General features: G+C 37.9%; 14 protein-coding genes and 1 pseudogene. 4 read left to right on the top strand and 11 right to left on the bottom strand.

What is annotated here, in order from left to right; genetic code table 11:
- Nucleotides 1-110 precede the first annotated feature (110 nt).
- Nucleotides 111-1,223, top strand: a complete 1,113-nt coding sequence (locus ACFX4H_RS05840; protein ID WP_377434459.1) for an NAD(P)/FAD-dependent oxidoreductase — start codon at nucleotides 111-113, stop codon at nucleotides 1,221-1,223.
- Between the two features lie 271 nt (nucleotides 1,224-1,494).
- Nucleotides 1,495-1,832, top strand: a pseudogene (locus tag ACFX4H_RS05835) (transposase); the annotation flags it as partial.
- 317 nt (nucleotides 1,833-2,149) lie between these two features.
- Here the strand turns inward: ACFX4H_RS05835 and ACFX4H_RS05830 are convergent.
- The 5 genes from ACFX4H_RS05830 to ACFX4H_RS05810 form a co-directional block, all read right to left on the bottom strand.
- Complete coding sequence (locus ACFX4H_RS05830; RefSeq protein ID WP_377434456.1) at nucleotides 2,150-2,911, bottom strand: hypothetical protein; 762 nt, start codon at nucleotides 2,909-2,911, stop codon at nucleotides 2,150-2,152.
- A gap of 207 nt (nucleotides 2,912-3,118) precedes the next feature.
- A complete protein-coding gene (glaH, locus tag ACFX4H_RS05825) occupies nucleotides 3,119-4,057 on the bottom strand; it encodes a glutarate dioxygenase GlaH (RefSeq protein WP_034306811.1) in 939 nt (312 codons plus the stop codon).
- 327 nt (nucleotides 4,058-4,384) lie between these two features.
- Nucleotides 4,385-4,726: a DUF3870 domain-containing protein gene (locus tag ACFX4H_RS05820; RefSeq protein WP_034306813.1), complete on the bottom strand. Its 342-nt coding sequence runs from the start codon at nucleotides 4,724-4,726 to the stop codon at nucleotides 4,385-4,387.
- Nucleotides 4,727-4,753: 27 nt separating this feature from the next.
- Nucleotides 4,754-5,971, bottom strand: a complete 1,218-nt coding sequence (gene lhgO, locus ACFX4H_RS05815; RefSeq protein ID WP_377434453.1) for an L-2-hydroxyglutarate oxidase — start codon at nucleotides 5,969-5,971, stop codon at nucleotides 4,754-4,756.
- Nucleotides 5,972-5,985: 14 nt separating this feature from the next.
- Complete coding sequence (locus tag ACFX4H_RS05810; RefSeq protein WP_063591098.1) at nucleotides 5,986-6,660, bottom strand: GntR family transcriptional regulator; 675 nt, start codon at nucleotides 6,658-6,660, stop codon at nucleotides 5,986-5,988.
- 391 nt (nucleotides 6,661-7,051) lie between these two features.
- Here ACFX4H_RS05810 and ACFX4H_RS05805 point away from each other — a divergent pair, with 391 nt between their 5' ends.
- Nucleotides 7,052-7,762 (top strand): Dph6-related ATP pyrophosphatase, encoded by a 711-nt coding sequence (locus ACFX4H_RS05805; protein ID WP_377434450.1) that lies wholly within the window; start codon nucleotides 7,052-7,054, stop codon nucleotides 7,760-7,762.
- Between the two features lie 586 nt (nucleotides 7,763-8,348).
- Here ACFX4H_RS05805 and ACFX4H_RS05800 read toward each other — a convergent pair.
- From ACFX4H_RS05800 to ACFX4H_RS05790, 3 genes are all read right to left on the bottom strand, one after another.
- A complete protein-coding gene (locus tag ACFX4H_RS05800; RefSeq protein ID WP_194719377.1) occupies nucleotides 8,349-8,921 on the bottom strand; it encodes a site-specific integrase in 573 nt (190 codons plus the stop codon).
- Nucleotides 8,922-9,408: 487 nt separating this feature from the next.
- The gene (gene uvsE, locus ACFX4H_RS05795; protein ID WP_377434447.1) at nucleotides 9,409-10,380 is read right to left on the bottom strand and encodes a UV DNA damage repair endonuclease UvsE; all 972 of its coding nucleotides are present in this window, start codon (nucleotides 10,378-10,380) and stop codon (nucleotides 9,409-9,411) included.
- A gap of 177 nt (nucleotides 10,381-10,557) precedes the next feature.
- Nucleotides 10,558-11,061 (bottom strand): PCYCGC motif-containing (lipo)protein, encoded by a 504-nt coding sequence (locus ACFX4H_RS05790; RefSeq protein ID WP_170956451.1) that lies wholly within the window; start codon nucleotides 11,059-11,061, stop codon nucleotides 10,558-10,560.
- Nucleotides 11,062-11,254: 193 nt separating this feature from the next.
- Between ACFX4H_RS05790 and ACFX4H_RS26820 the strand changes: the two genes are divergently transcribed.
- Nucleotides 11,255-11,473, top strand: a complete 219-nt coding sequence (locus tag ACFX4H_RS26820; RefSeq protein WP_483878265.1) for a YczF family membrane protein — start codon at nucleotides 11,255-11,257, stop codon at nucleotides 11,471-11,473.
- Here ACFX4H_RS26820 and ACFX4H_RS05785 read toward each other — a convergent pair.
- Genes ACFX4H_RS05785 through ACFX4H_RS05775 form a run of 3 tightly spaced genes read right to left on the bottom strand, consistent with a single transcriptional unit; the run spans nucleotide 11,468 to nucleotide 15,303 of the window.
- The gene (locus ACFX4H_RS05785) at nucleotides 11,468-12,574 is read right to left on the bottom strand and encodes a GerAB/ArcD/ProY family transporter (protein ID WP_377434444.1); all 1,107 of its coding nucleotides are present in this window, start codon (nucleotides 12,572-12,574) and stop codon (nucleotides 11,468-11,470) included. The two genes, ACFX4H_RS26820 and ACFX4H_RS05785, sit on opposite strands and share 6 nt — an antisense overlap.
- Nucleotides 12,575-12,598: 24 nt before the next feature.
- Nucleotides 12,599-13,789 carry a Ger(x)C family spore germination protein gene (locus ACFX4H_RS05780; RefSeq protein ID WP_323603298.1) on the bottom strand — a complete coding sequence of 397 codons (1,191 nt, stop codon included), beginning with the start codon at nucleotides 13,787-13,789 and terminating at the stop codon, nucleotides 12,599-12,601.
- 26 nt (nucleotides 13,790-13,815) lie between these two features.
- Entirely contained in the window at nucleotides 13,816-15,303 is a 1,488-nt protein-coding gene (locus ACFX4H_RS05775; protein ID WP_377434441.1) for a spore germination protein, read from the bottom strand.
- Between the last annotated feature and the right edge of the window lie 346 nt (nucleotides 15,304-15,649).

Below are 15,649 nucleotides of genomic sequence, written 5' to 3'. Positions count from 1 at the left end.
TAAAATAACTTTGTGAAAGAAATTACAATATCAGATGTGGCAATCATTTCTGGTCTTCGATATAGTAGTGGTAAGCGTTTATACATATGAAAGAAATGAGATGTTGAATCATGCAAAAAATCATTGTAGTTGGTGCAGGAATTTTGGGAGCTTCCACTGCCTATCAATTGGCTAAAAATGGGGTTGAAGTGATCATTATTGACCGCCAAGATGTCGGTCAGGCAACATCTGCAGCTGCAGGAATCGTTTGCCCGTGGATATCGCAAAGGCGCAACCAAGCTTGGTATCTTCTTGCCAAAAATGGTGCGGCCTTTTACCCGGGTTTAATTGAAGAACTTGAACGGGACGGTGAAACCGAGACTGGGTATGCCCAGGTCGGTGCCATAAGTCTGCATACAGATGAAGCTAAACTGTATGCCATGAAGAACCGGGCGGCAAAACGGCAAGAAGATGCACCGGAGATGGGGGCGATCACCTTACTTTCCGCAGAGGAAACACGTGCCTTATTCCCGCCTCTTTCCAGTGAATATGCAGCCGTTCATGTGAGTGGTGCAGCGCGGGTCGATGGACGCGCACTACGTGATTCCTTATTGAGGGCTTCACAAAAATATGGTGCAAAACTTATGTATGGCGAAGCTAAACTTACATATAACGGTACTCAAGTGTCAGGTGTAACACTTAGAGATGAATTCATTCCTGCTGATAAAGTGATTGTTTGTGCTGGCGCTTGGGCACCAGAATTACTGAAACCACTGGGCGTGAATTTTCATGTCACTTTCCAAAAGGCTCAAATCATTCATCTGGAAATGGCAAATGAAAATACAAATAACTGGCCTGTAGTCATGCCTCCGAGTGATCAATATCTTTTGGCTTTTGATCATAATAAAATCGTCGCGGGGGCGACTCATGAAAATACGGAAGTTTTCGATAACCGAATGACCGCAGGTGGGCTACAGGAAGTTTTCAACAAAGCCTTGCAAACCGCCCCCGGTTTGACAGACAGTACGTTTGTTGAAGCAAGGGTCGGATTCCGTCCATTCACGCCGGGATTCCTTCCCGTCATGGGACCTTTACCTGGCTGGGGAGGCATAATCGTAGCCAATGGTCTTGGAGCTTCAGGTTTAACAATGGGCCCATATATAGGCTCACTATTGGCAAACCTCGCACTTGACAGAGAAATTGAAATCGAAATTGAAAATTATGATGTAAGAGGTGCGCTATAAATTTAGCTTCCCTTAAATTAACTTGCTGTATGAACTCAACTGATCAGAAAATGATCAGTTCCGTTTTTTTCAAATGGTCCTTTTCATAAAAAGGATCAAGGACCTTTAATGGGTCCTTGATTCAGACTGTAGACAAACTCGATGAAAATCGAGTTTGTCTATTTTTTATGGCTTTTACAATTTGGACGTTGCTTTAACTTTTAGATAGAACACTTTTGCCTAGAGTCATTTTTGTTTTAATATAGAAGTATTAAAACTTGAGGTGATGAAGATGCCTTCTAAACATGATTCTATTCAGCGCAATCAACTTGAAATGATTACTTTAGATTTAGTTCAACTGGTGCCACCGAACCATTTGGTTCGTAAATGGAGGCTTCCATTGACTTCACTTGCATTTATGACTTGGTGAAATATATGTATTCAGAGGTAGGACGCCTAAGTATTGATTCAGTTATTTTAGTTAAACTGACATTCATTTCAATATACCTTTGGTATTCGTTCCATGCGAAAAACGATTGAAGAAGCGGAAACAAATAAGGATTACCGTTGGTTCTTAGGCTATGGTTTTCATGATGAAGCACCTCCTACTCCACGTTCGGGAAAAATCATGCTGTTCTTTGAAATGTAAAAATAAGAATCTTCCATTTCTATTTATTTCATCTATTTATTAATATCAGGTTCACTTACTTCTTCATAAATAACTTTTAACTCTTCAATAGTGAGTGTTTTTAAAAATTCCTCTAATTCATCCATGTTAATGCCTCCTATAATTAAGAACATTCGTTCTTATTATAATCACCATAATATCAGTAGTAAATAGTTAATTTTACTTTTAACACAAATAGATGAATTATAGAATTCAATAATCAACTGTTTCCCATCTTTTTATACCTACAAAAGATTCAATGAGCATACAGCACTCCTTTTTAACCCACGGTCATTTCCTTTGAAAAATAGTGCTGTAACATCATTTTCATTTGCTCTTTATTTGCTGCAAATTGCTTATGACGATGACCATTTCCTCCAGATGGATGGGGAAATCCTAGAAGTATGTTATTGGCATCCAAATAATCTTGACCCGCTAAATAGTTTAAGACCTTGGTAACATTAACGCCTAAAGGAATAATAAGCGGATGTTCAATGTTACCTATTTCGGTAGCAAAGCCTTCCATTATATTTTTTTCAAGCAACTCGGTTTTTAAAATGTTTGGAGTTGTTCCACTATAGTTTTTTCCGTTATAAAAAACTGGGTAGGTTAAAATTGAGGTAGTATGAACGAGGTGACTCGCTTCGTCAAAAAGATCCAGTGTGGACGAAATGTTTAAGTATGTGTGTAATCCAAGCTCATCCATCATTTTAACTAAATTTTTTCTCATCGTTCCTTCAAAACTGGAATTTTTTTTTACTTCGTGCAGGATCTCTTCGTCACCATGCAGGTGCCCTCTTGCATTAATTACGGTAGAATAAGATTTTTTCATTTGATGTAAACCAGGAGTGATTCCGACAATCACCACTTTGGCCCGTTCATTTATATATTCGAAAGGAGCATAATATATTTCGAGTTTTTTCTTTTCTTCTCTTTCAAGTAAAAATTGCTCACTCTTTATCATTTCATCTGTATAGACAGCAGGTAAAGCTTTAATTAATTCCTTAAATTGCGTAAACTTAGAAAAATTAGCGATCCCCATAAATTACTACCCCTTCTTCCCTTTATTTATTTTGGCCAATTCAGTATATCAGAAATTCAGATTTGCCACCGACATAGGGGCATTATGAATCTTGTTGGAAAACTCTCAAAAAAAAGATAAATTGCTTTCCAACCCTTGGATTGAAAAGAATTTATCTTTAAAATGGTATTTGGGGATGAAAAAAATGTTTGGGTTTACAAATTGAAACTATTGATTGAATCTTCCGCGTTGGCGAAGTAATTCACGATTCAGGTTCGGATCCTTTTCAAATGCAGCGCGGCCGTGAAGCCAGAATATGTTGTTGACAACAACTAAATCTCCAACAGGCAGTTCAAGTTCAAGTACACTTTCATCACTTTCCAATGAATTGGATAAATCGCGCAAGTATTTGGCTTGTTCGATTGATTCAGGATAAACAAATTGATCGATAAAACATACACCAGGTTGGTTATTATGATTGAAGAAGGTCAATCTTTCAATTTCCTGGTTAACGTTCTTACTTTTTGGAGCTTTATACGTGAATTTGTGGCTGGATAATGGATGATTCACATACATATCAAGCTCTTTCCAATCGTCTAAATGCAATAAACGTGATTCGCCACCGCGTGCATTTTGTTCGATCATCTTCATCATTAGTAACCAGTCCGTTGGTTCATCTACAAAGGTGCCATCCGTATGAAGTGTAAATAAACGATAAGCCTGACGTAAATATGAATCACTGCTATCCGTGTCTTGAACACTGAAGCGGGCATAATATTTCCCTGACATGGAATCATGGTTTGGAGTTCCCAGCAAGTATGAAATGGCCGTTGCAAAAATGACATATTCATCTGTATTCTCCGTGACACCCTCCAAGCCAAGGGTGAAGCCGCCGGATTCCCGATCATGAACGATGTTACGAAGCAATTCACCAAAGTCTTCCCCTACTTGATCCAAAAGATATGAAGCAATGATGAGTCGTGCATATGGCGTATATTCCAGATGTTGAACAGACTGATTATCCTTGGATACCGTTTCTAAAAAAGCAGCAATCGCCTCTTTTGAAATTTCAATATGATATAAACGGCTGGATTGAGGGTGAACTTTCACCTCGTATTTTTCTGTTTTCCTTTCAAACTTCGCTCTCTTTTTTTCTGCAATGTTCATGAATGATTCCTCCTGTTATTTGTAATATAGGTGACAAGGTTAACAGGAAATATAAAAAGCCAGTCGCACATGACCCCAAATAAAATGGGAATCCAACTGTACAACTGGCTTATATTCACTTCACTGCTCTATGCAAATAGAGTCACAGCGAATATGCAGTTTATGTATGGTTTATTTTTCCTGTTTCCAATCATTAAGATCTTTACACGATTCTGAAAAGGTATTTTCCAAAAGGTGTTAATGTCATAATATTGGCTTAATTACATTAAAACGTTTTTCCGTAAAAATGTCAACATATTTTACAAATTATTCTGATAAATCATTTTACTAACTTGGTAGTTTCGTTTTTTCTGCCGCTTTAATTTGCTGAAAATGGAGATCCAGGTCCTTCAAGGCAGCAATCAATGCATTAGCCGCTTTCCCCCGATAATAAGATGTAATCGATTCTATCGCTTCATCAACACCATCATTTAAACTGATCCCTTTTAATAAACGCCCAATAAATTCCCGTCCATGCTCTGTTGCCAGTGTACAAGAAGCCTCCAGGATAACACCATATTTAGCATCGACTTCTGCAGTGATGGTCAATGTTTCAAAGACACTTTTCGCCGCCATCCCTTGAGGTAAACGTGCGTGACCTGCAATAAAAATTGTTTTACCATTGAACATGAGGCCTCTTCCTCTCTTTAACGAATATTATTTTGTCAATACAGCTTCCAATAAGTGTGTTTGTTCCGGAATGCGGGTAACAACCTCTTTTCCAATTTCAATGGAGGCTGTTGCTGCAGGTGACGGTGCATTACAAACATGAATGGTCCGTTTCCCCATTATAATATGAAAATCATCCACCATATTACCATCATCCTGTAACGCCTGTGCCCGGACTCCGGCAGGTGCAGGGATTAAATCATCTTCTTGAATTTCCGGAATCAATTCCTGCAGACTTTTCGTAAATTGCTTTTTACTAAAAGAACGGACATATTCATCCATCCCTTCCTTCATGAATTTACTGGCCAGTTTCCAAAAACCTTTATAGCTTAAAACTTCAGTTAAATCCTTCGCATTGAAGTCAGTTTTTTTATAACCTTCACGTTTGAAACTAAGTACAGCATTTGGGCCAGCATCTACTTCGCCGCTAATCATCCGTGTGAAATGAACTCCTAGAAATGGAAACTTAGGGTTAGGTACCGGATAAATTAAATGATTGACAAGAAAGCGCTTTTCGGGCTTCAATTTAAAATATTCACCGCGAAACGGGACAATTTTCATATCAGTTTTATACCCTGCGGCTGCTGCGATACGGTCACTGTGCAATCCAGCGCAATTAATGACTATCCTTGCTTTTATAGTCCCGTTGTTCGTAGCGATGATGACTTCATCAGAATCCTCGTCAATCTTCTCCACCTTTGTATTCAGCTTGATTTCACCGCCGTTGCCTCGGATGATATCCGCCATCTTTTCACTTACCTGACGATAATTGACGATGCCAGCTTGCGGGACGCGAATCGCTCCAAGTCCTTTGACATGCGGTTCAATTTCCTTTAACTCTTCCACACCGATTCTTTGGATAGCTAGCTCATTTTGTAAACCGCGTGAAAATAAATCATCTAGAAGGGGCAACTCTTCTGGTTTTGTTGCAACAATGACCTTGCCGCAAATATCATGATCAATTCCATGCATCCTACAGAATTCCGTCATTGATTTGCTTCCTTGACGGGCAAACCGTGCCTTGAAACTGCCTGGTTTATAATAAATTCCTGAATGGATGACGCCGCTGTTATGCCCCGTTTGATGATCTGCAACAACAGCCTCCTTTTCAATGACTACCACTTTAGCATTAGGAAACCGCTGATAAAGGGCCATTCCCGTCGATAAACCTACAATTCCCCCGCCAACAATTGCGAAATCATACACAATTAACACTCCTTTTATTGATGATTTTTAGTATTCAGCAACTCCATATACGTAATTAAATTGTTCTTAGTCCGTAAGATGTGAAATTCTACTGCTGCCCTTAGTTCTGCAGGATCCCCTCTTAGTGCCGCTTCAAATATCATCCGGTGTTCCCGTTGCGTTTCTGGGTAATAATCAATCAGCAAATTCGGCGCAATGGGTGAGATACCCAACGTTTCTACCATTTTTTGAACTCTTGGCCATGGGCACCCTTTTCGGAGGGTTTCATGAAAAGCCGCATTCAAAAGGATATAATGTTCATTGGTTTCATCAGATAACTGAATCCCTTCCATTTCAATCAAAATTCCCTTTAATTTTTCTTTATCCTCCTTTGTTAAATAAGGAAGCGACTTTTCTACAGCAAGGCCTTCAAGCAGAGACCTGGTATGATAAATTTCTTCAATATCATCCCGGGTAATCGGTGTGACGATTGCTCCTTTATGAGGAACCATTTCCACCAACCCCTCCATTTGAAGTTGTGTAAGGGCTTCACGAATGGGCATTCTGCTTACTTCCAGGCGATCTGCCCACTCCTCTTGGATGAGTCGCTCCCCCTTTTTCAACGTCCCATTCAAAATCGCCTTCCTAAGACTTTTCGTTACATTTTTTACGATTGTAGATTTATCTCTTTTAGAATTAGCATTATCCAATCCAGCGTCCACCTTTCGATATTGGATACAATTTAAACTATATCAACTTAATGAAGCGATTACAATACAGAAAATTAAATAAATTGTATCCAATTTAAAAAACACTGGATACAATACTAGGTAAACATCTACTTCTCTCATATAAAGATAATTTATGGCCTTCATTTATATGTAGCTATACACTAGTGATTTAAAATAATCATCTTATATTGCTCAGTTCAGTAAAGAGAAGTTTTTTTGGGACGAAATTCCACTCAAATCAAGTCTTTTTGTATCAAGATACATTAATATCTTATCTGCAGGCTCCAAGCGTGTTAAAATCAAACAAATATAGTTATGAAGTACAAAATTTGAAATTGGTAAAAGTCATTAGAATAAAGGGGTAAATTGCATGGCAGAATTAATCGATTGGAAAAATAGTGCTCACGGGCATAAATTCATAGCATCTTTTAGCGGAGGAAAGGATAGTGTCTTAGCCTTATATAAGGCATTGAAGGTTGGAGAAGCTGTAGGACTGATTGTCATGCTGGAGGAGGAAGGAAAACGTTCCAGATCCCATGGAATGCCTCCGGAACTCATAAAAGCCCAAGCTGAATCAATAGGTTTGCCTGTATATACTGCGGCTGCGAGTTGGACTGATTATGAAAAGGTATTTATGCGCCTTTTAGAAGATGCAAAGAATCAAGGAGCAGAAGTGTTGGTAACTGGAGACCTGGATATGCCTGCCCATGGCTGTTGGCATGAAACAGTTACGAAGAATGCCGGATTGAAGCTTGGAATGCCTTTATGGGAAATGAACCATCGTGAAGCTGTCGAAGAGTTCATGAATCTAGGATTCGTTACGATCATTGTAACCGTTAATTTATCATTGGGAATGCGAGAGGATGATTTAGGACGAACATTAACCCATGAATACGTGAAGGAACTTGAAGCTCGCGGCATTGACCCCTGCGGAGAAGGTGGGGAGTTTCATACAACAGTATTAAATGGGCCTATTTTTAAACAGCCAATTCCAGTTCGTAAATGTGAGATTATTAAAGACGGGGAGTATGCTTTTTTACCTTTGGAGCTAGATAAGATGACGAATGAGAGTACCTTATAACCGAACTTATTATCAATATTCCTGGCAACAACTCTATACTGCACCCCAATTATGTGATTTTCTTTAGATTGAGGTGCAGTTCATCTGAGGAGTCCTTTAACAATAGGATAAAATTATTTTAGTTAACATAATAAAATTATAGAAACTTAACCTTGTAGCAAACATTCATTACTGATAACTTCTGATTCATTATTTGTTAAATAGGAGAACAACAGACTTTTAGAAGAAAAAATATTTCTAATATACTATATTAATAAGAAATTAAGCGATAAAAATCAGTACTGGTGACATCGAAAAAAAGACTATATATTCTAGTCTTTTTTGAAAAGTCATTCGGTTGATTTAAAACTGTTGCCCTAACAAAACTCTTATATTTTTCAAAAATCCTCAGTGAAGGCGATTTTCTTAGTATAAGGAGCTTATCCCCCTCCGAAACCCCTTTCTCCTCTCCGCACCAATGATGCCGGTTTTATCTCCCCTTTCAGATATAACGAAATAATGTTTCTCTATAATAATGCTCTATTTAAGGACTGTGTTATCCATATAAAAAGAATGAAAAATACAGGAGTTGTCTTCGTCCGTTCAATTAATAATAGAAATCCATTAATGTTTCGTCCATTAAGTCCTGTGTAAGTCCTATGTAAATCATCGTATCTTTGGGATTGGAATGATTAAGGATTTGCTGCAGTAAAGCGATATCCTTGAATTTTTGGTAATGCAAATAGCCGAAGGTTTTTCGGAGGGTATGTGTACCGACATCCGGAATGTCTGCCATTTCAGCCGCTTTGTTCAGAACTCGATAGGCCTGCACCCTGGTGATTGGACCATTCCCTTTTCGACTTGGAAATAAATACTGTTCATTTTTCAGGTTCGATTTGCGGACATACTTCCTAACTTCCTTACGAAGCTGAGGATTGACAAGGAACCGCTTAATTTTATCTGTTTTTTGCTCCACAATGACTATATGCGTACCCTCAAGGATGTCTTTCACTCGCAATTGTAAAAGATCCCCTATACGTAATCCGATGTTTATCCCGATTGAAAACATCATATAATCCCTGTAGCTGCAATATTTTAATAGTGATTTTTTCATCTTTTCTATGTGATCCAACCTGCGTATCGGCTGAACATTTTTAATTCTTTGAGAGGTTGCTTGCATGAACGGCTCATTCCCCTTTCTCCTTCTTTCATTGTACGTGAACAGCTTAAAAAAAGGCAAGTTTTATAAATTTTGATACGCTTATAAACCTTGATTTAACGGGATTTCGAATGTATCAATAGAGGTCCTTTGTTACATTCGGAATATACTAACAAAGGCGACCTGAAAAGAGCTTGTAATCTACTACCCTCCTTTCACCGGCTTATAGCTTCATAGAGCGCTTTTAATCGGTTCTTGACTTATGACTCCAATGAATTAAAACAATAGCTTTAAAAGCCAAATATGGAGCTCGTTTTTTTGGCTTTTTTAATATTTTTTTTAAATAATGCATACCTTACCTATAACCCAATTAATTTTCCATTTATTTAGCAATTAATTCAATTTACTATAATATGATTATGTAAACTTTTGTTTTAAACATTTCTTCATTTTAAATTTAACAAAGAGAATTCAATTTACTTCCCTTTGTCAAATATCCCCCAATCCATTAATGAATATAAAAACTGGCATCATCAATGATTTCTATGTCTTTGTGACTTTTCAGCTCCTCCATCAACTGGAAAAGCGCTCCATCCTTTTGTTTTGCTTCAATCATGCAATCGAGATGTGGTAAGCTTCCCTTTATTTGTTGCAAAAATTCCATGAACATCCCAGTATCCACAAAGTCAGCATGTGCTCGAAATTCTTTATCGGACCTTGGACTTGAAATATGCATTTTAGGGTGTAGTTTGGAATTACTCCAGGTAGTCAATATTCGGTCCCAATGATCTTTCCAATCTTCATTTGGTAAATGATGTGCGAGGTAATGGTGATAATCAAAAACCATTGGTATTCCCAATTTTTCACATAAATAAAGGGTTTCCGACAAAGTAAAGGTAGTATCATCATTCTCAAGAATGACCATTCTTTGAATCGATTCCGGAATCAAACCCCAATTATGGATAAACTGCTCTAATGCCTGTACATGCTCGCCGTACCCCCCGCCAACATGCAAAACACAGCGATGTTCGGGATCCACTCCCATTTTTTTTAATAATGTATAATGCATCCTTAATGTTTTTAAGGATGTCTTCAGAATATCGATATTTGAACTATTCAAGATGACAAAATGATCTGGATGAAAATCTACCCTTATTTTGGGGTGATTCTTTATGAATGTTTTTAATTTAGCCAGTTCTTCTGAAATAGCTTCTATGTAATCCCATTCTGGAATTTCCGGATGATTGGCTAAAGGGATAAGTTTTGAAGAAAGCCTAAAGAACTGAATATTATTGGCTTCGTTATGAATCAGTAAACGCCAGCAATTATGAAGATTGGATATTGAAAGGCGTTCGAGCTTCCTTATTGCTGCGTCTCTGTCCTTAATCTTCGAAAACTGAGTATAAGTCATTGTTTGGGATGGCGAACAGTTTGGCACATGATTACTCATGGCTACATAACCAAGGCGAATTAATGTCAAAGTGATGGCTCCTTTACGGTTGAATGTTTAATGGAAGTATTCCCCTTTTTGACAAATAATATATTTGTGAAAAATCCACCGCTCCAAGAAATTAAAAAAATGGCCTTTTTCCGAAAGAATATCGGGCCAAAGCCATTTTTCCAAGTTATCATTTCAGTCTAGAATTTCATACTTCACTTACACTTCAGGGGTAGGAGTTGGTTTGGCATACCCACTTTTATATTTTTCATCGACTTTATTCCGGATCTCTTTGACGCTCATGCCATCATTCAAGTCCAATATGGATTGCGCAGCAATTTCCAAGCAAACTCCGCATCTTGTCCCGTGGTCATCCCAAACCACTTCCCCATTTTTTTTATTCTCATGGATAAAGCAATCATAATTATTTTTATGGTTAGCTGACTCTCCGCAACCGCAATAACAAGGTATTTTTTCTAGTAAATCTTTATTTTGTGCAACAGCTAAATAGATTGTCTTCATATCCTCCGGTTTTTCAGCTAAGAAATCCGGTGCTATTTCCTTACTGCTGGTCTCCTCCTGAAGATCTCCGGATACCGTATGCTCTGAATGTCCTTCATGGCCGCTTTCTTTTTGTACAACACTTTCCTCTTCACTTGAACAACCTGAAAGTATTATCGAAAAACAGATTCCCATAGTGACCGTCATTAATTTCAGATTCATTTTTACACTCCTTGCTCCTTTTAATACTCCCATTTTATGGCACGTAAGCTGTTTCTACAAGCATAAGTTTCCTTAATTATTAGGATTTAAAATGTCAAGCATACTATAATGGCTTTCCGGTACGACTTAATGCATATTTATAGAGTATAAACCACACTTTAAGAAGAAAGAGCGAGGTGATCTTGTCGTGAGAATGCTGCCATCATTCTTAATTTTGTTAGGCACATATTTACTTATTATACTCCTTGATATATTACAGGGCTTGAGTATATTCCACTCTTTCTATAGTATCAAACAATATTTGATAGTAGCTCGTGGAGAAGATTACTTTCTACTCATTACATTCACTATAATCTTTCTTATTTTGAACGTATTCTCAGTAAAAAAAAACCGGCAGCCTCCATCTTCATGATACTGCCGCCGGTTTTAATTTTTGTTTTATATATACGGTAAGCAATAAAAGAATGGGGATTCCTATGAGGAAAGGTAGATGCAAAAGGTAAGGGACGACTTTTAACCCTTCATTTATATGTGCCTGATAACTAGGGGCAATCATAATCGAAGATATGAAAATAACACCGCCAACAAGATAAATGAACATAGGAGAAGGTTTCATTTGAAATAAGTCTGCTGCGCCAATAATGGCACAAAAGAAGAAAATCGAAATTTTAATGAAGCCTAAAATGATCATTAAAACAAGAATAAAGGTATCCAGTCTTTCAAAAAAATCAGCGATATTAATATAACTCACGGCTGTAAGAGCTGGGAAATTAGACCTTAATACCGCCTCGGGACCTAATACAGACAAGAGAAGGATCGAATTAAGAGTTAATGAAACCCCACCTATAATTATCGCAAAAAGGCCCACTTTAACGGCAGAACTCTTTTTATTCAAATACGGAAGGATCATCGTAAACGTAATCAATTCTCCGAAAGGTACAGTGATACCTGTGGGAATCAACTCTTTCCATACCAATCCCCATCCGTTGCCTAATACAGGCTGAAGATTCTCCAATCTTGTATATCCTCCCAATACAAACATAATGTTCAAAATCAAAAGGCTTATGATAATAATGGCAAAGCATAAGCATGCAACACGTGCAAATGCTTCCACCCCTAGGTGAACTCCATATATTAAAACAAGTATCATGCATATCCCCAGCGTTATTAAGGAAGTACGCCTATAAGTAGAGCTAATTAATAATTCTTCAAAATCTCGTAACACTCTTGAAGCCAGATAAATAAAATAGATGATATAACAAAAACTGAATGCACCACCGATATATTTACCCCAAATTTTTCGGAGATAGCCGGTCATCGGCAAGTCAGGGTATTTTTTAAATAATGAAGTATACATGAAATACAGTAAACACCCAAAAAGTGTTGATAAGATATTCACAATCCAGACGTCCTGTTTGGCGCTTTTTCCTATATCAAGCAGTAAATTACTACCAAACATAAAAATGACCATCATGCAAAATAACTGAAATCCATCAATTTTTATTTTAGGCAATGCCTCCTTCATCTCCTCATTCTTTTATTTCGACTCATAAGGTTCCATTCGCAATCCGGAATTGATAATGTCTACATGAACTTTCAATGATACCTGCGCATCTGAATATAGGTTATCCCAATTTTTTTTGTTTTGGCGCCAATAAACGGGATTTGTTCGAGACAGGGCATCACCAAAACCAAAAATATCTGACTTTTCTTTTTGAGTGATGCTAATCGTCCTTTTAATTTGCTTTTTTAATACATTTTCCATTTTTTTTTCGAATTTTTTCAACACTCTGGGATCGCTTAAATTAATCTCACATGATGTTTCCAACAGTTCTCCCATCACGTTGATATCAGTATGTATGACAGGTTCTTCATGATGGATTGCGGTTAACATTTTACTTTTTACACCGATTGTGTTGATTGTCACATTGCCTCTTTCACAAGGTAACACAACGGGGGTATTTTTCACTTTCGAAGTAACGAATTGAGCGGCTCGGGCCGTTTCTCCATCCAACCATCTCACCAATTTTCCTTTTCTGAAAATGGCTAATCCCTTAACCTTAATAGTAGTCGGGTTCGTCGTCTCTAAATTTTCTGTTTGCTTCCCCTTCTGGGAATCATTGCTTATACTGATTCCCGGAAGTGATGCCTCTTTACCTTCACTCAAAAGTGAAGAAATGATTTCATAAGCTAACACCTCACTAGATGATCCATACAACTTTTGATTATTTTGTGTTGTACTGATAATATTTTTACCTGGAGTAGTCTCAAGTGGTTCAATTACCCCAAGTACATCCTTAGCAGTCTTCCCTCGCGCAATAAAGATCGGGATACTTCCTCGTGAATATTTACCTCTATCGAGACCATCAAAGACTAAATCAAGATTATTTCGAGCTAACTTCTCACCAATAATAATGAGCGAGAGATGTGTTGTGTTATTTTCCCTCGGAATAACCGAAGCTGATTTTCCAAGAGTTTCCAAAATTGTTTTTCCTGTTATCGTATAGTTGATGACAGCGAGGCTTTGACCTCCTGATGTGCTGGTTTGGGATAGGCCGCTAGGATTTATGACTTGATATGTTACTTGGTAAGGTTGTTTTGGATCGTCATTTTGGTCAACTCCCATCGCTATTATGACACCTAGCTCGTTTAATTCCCTGTAATTAGAACAACCTGAAATCAGTAAGCAAATGGCTGCCATCCATAATAGTGAAATATTCATTTTCATTTTTCGTCCCCCGTAATTAGCCAGTTTTATTTTCTTGATGATTTTTTCAATAGTGATGGTAGCGGGAAACGAAAAAAAACATCTCTTTGCTCCTTTAAACGAAATGGAGCAAATGGGGTAAAATAGGGTACACCAATAGACCTCAGGCTGCTCATATGAAGCCAGATACATAGAGTGAAAAGCAATATGCCATATAAGCCAATGAATGCTGAAATAAAAATCAACATAAATCGAATTCCGCGAGTCACATTGACTAGACTGGTATTTGGCAGTGTAAAACTGCTGATTGCAGATATGGCTACAATGATGACCACTGCGGCTCCCACAAATCCCGCTTCAACAGCTGCCTGACCTAAAATGAGTGCTCCTACTATGGATACAGCCGGCCCGATCGCTCTTGGCATCCGAATTCCTGCCTCACGCAAAATCTCAAAGGCCATTTCCATTACCAGTATTTCGACAACCGCTGGAAAAGGGACATTTTCCCTTTGGCCCATTAGACTGACGAGTAAAGTTGTTGGGATAAGCCCTTGGTGATGAGTAATCAGTGCCAAATAGATAGAGGATGCATACATCGAAAGAAAAAAGGCTCCGAATCTTAACATCCTTAAAAAAGAACTGATATATTGATTTTGATAATAGTCCTCCGGAGATTGAAAAAATTGTGAAAAAATCGCCGGGACGATTAAAACAAATGGAGTTCCTTGGATAATGATGGCGACTCGGCCTTCCAACAAATTCCCAACTACCGCATCTGGACGTTCCGTATTCAAAAGAAGGGGAAAAATCGTCGCTGAATCATCCCGGATCAATTCCTCAATGTAATTCGATTCAAGAACTCCATCAATATCAATGCCCTTTACTCGTTCTTTGACTTCCTCCACAATACTCTCATCCGCAATTCCCTGAATGTACATGATTCCAATATCCGTTTGTGTGACACTTCCGACTTTCAAGCTTTCTAAGCGTACATCAGGATTTTGAATTCTAGCACGAATTAAAGACGTATTGGTTCTTAAATTTTCAGTAAAACTATCTTTTGGTCCTCTAATGACCGTTTGACTTGTCGGCTCGGTTATGGCACGGGATGGCTGACTTTTCGTACTGGCGATGAATGCTTTTGTACTGCCATTCAATAATACAACCGTATCTCCTGTCAAAACCGCTGATAGAAATTCCTGCCAACTTTCTTTAACGGTTACTTGAGATACCGTTAAAATATGGCTTGCCCGTTCCTCCATCTCTGCCAATGTTTGATTATTTTCTTTAAACCATTGTATTAATGGATTCACGATGTTTTCGTTTATAATGTTACCATCAGCCAATCCGTCAAGGTGGATTACAGCTGCCTTTACCGATTTTTGGTGTGGAGATTCAATCATTCGAACGGACAAATCTGAACTATGCCCGAGCTCTTTCATCAATCTCTTTACATTTTCACTCACCTCACATAATAAGGTGCCATCGGTTGTAGGTTTTTCTTTAGCTCTTTTTAGAGAACGTCCTATTCTCACTTTTCCGCCCCTTACTAATTAAGTGTGTATTCGTTTCACTAATGATTGCTTTTATTATTTGTATCTAAGATAAATATATGTAATAAAAGGATGGCGAGAAAAATTTTGATAGCACGTTCAATGAAAAAAGCCGATGCATTCCCTTATGGGGATCATCGGCTAAAATATTTAACTGGGGATTATTCACCATCACTCACAACAAAATCAATTTCGCAGACGATTCTACATCCGTTTCAATAGGATAAACGAGCAATGCACTTTATTTCTTACTTTTAGCCAAGGTTAGTGGAATCGTTACGAGTGAAACTCCAGCTGCAATCCAAAACCAACCGGTGTTTCGTTTTTT

Source organism: Peribacillus sp. YIM B13477 (genome assembly GCF_042787955.1).
Taxonomy (GTDB): Bacteria; Bacillota; Bacilli; order Bacillales; family DSM-1321; genus Peribacillus; species Peribacillus frigoritolerans.
The sequence above is the reverse complement of the archived record's forward strand: the minus strand, read 5'-3'. Positions and strand labels throughout refer to the sequence as shown.

What these genes read in the sequence shown, in the direction of transcription:
- ACFX4H_RS05840 (WP_377434459.1), top strand. Translation starts at nt 111, where the DNA reads ATGCAAAAAATCATTGTAGTTGGTGCAGGAATTTTGGGAGCTTCCACT.
- ACFX4H_RS05800 (WP_194719377.1), bottom strand. Translation starts at nt 8,921, where the DNA reads ATGCAAGCAACCTCTCAAAGAATTAAAAATGTTCAGCCGATACGCAGG.
- ACFX4H_RS05780 (WP_323603298.1), bottom strand. Translation starts at nt 13,789, where the DNA reads ATGAAAATGAATATTTCACTATTATGGATGGCAGCCATTTGCTTACTG.
- ACFX4H_RS05820 (WP_034306813.1), bottom strand. Translation starts at nt 4,726, where the DNA reads ATGTTCAATGGTAAAACAATTTTTATTGCAGGTCACGCACGTTTACCT.
- ACFX4H_RS05790 (WP_170956451.1), bottom strand. Translation starts at nt 11,061, where the DNA reads ATGAATCTGAAATTAATGACGGTCACTATGGGAATCTGTTTTTCGATA.
- ACFX4H_RS26820 (WP_483878265.1), top strand. Translation starts at nt 11,255, where the DNA reads ATGCTGCCATCATTCTTAATTTTGTTAGGCACATATTTACTTATTATA.
- glaH (WP_034306811.1), bottom strand. Translation starts at nt 4,057, where the DNA reads ATGAACATTGCAGAAAAAAAGAGAGCGAAGTTTGAAAGGAAAACAGAA.
- ACFX4H_RS05805 (WP_377434450.1), top strand. Translation starts at nt 7,052, where the DNA reads ATGGCAGAATTAATCGATTGGAAAAATAGTGCTCACGGGCATAAATTC.
- ACFX4H_RS05830 (WP_377434456.1), bottom strand. Translation starts at nt 2,911, where the DNA reads ATGGGGATCGCTAATTTTTCTAAGTTTACGCAATTTAAGGAATTAATT.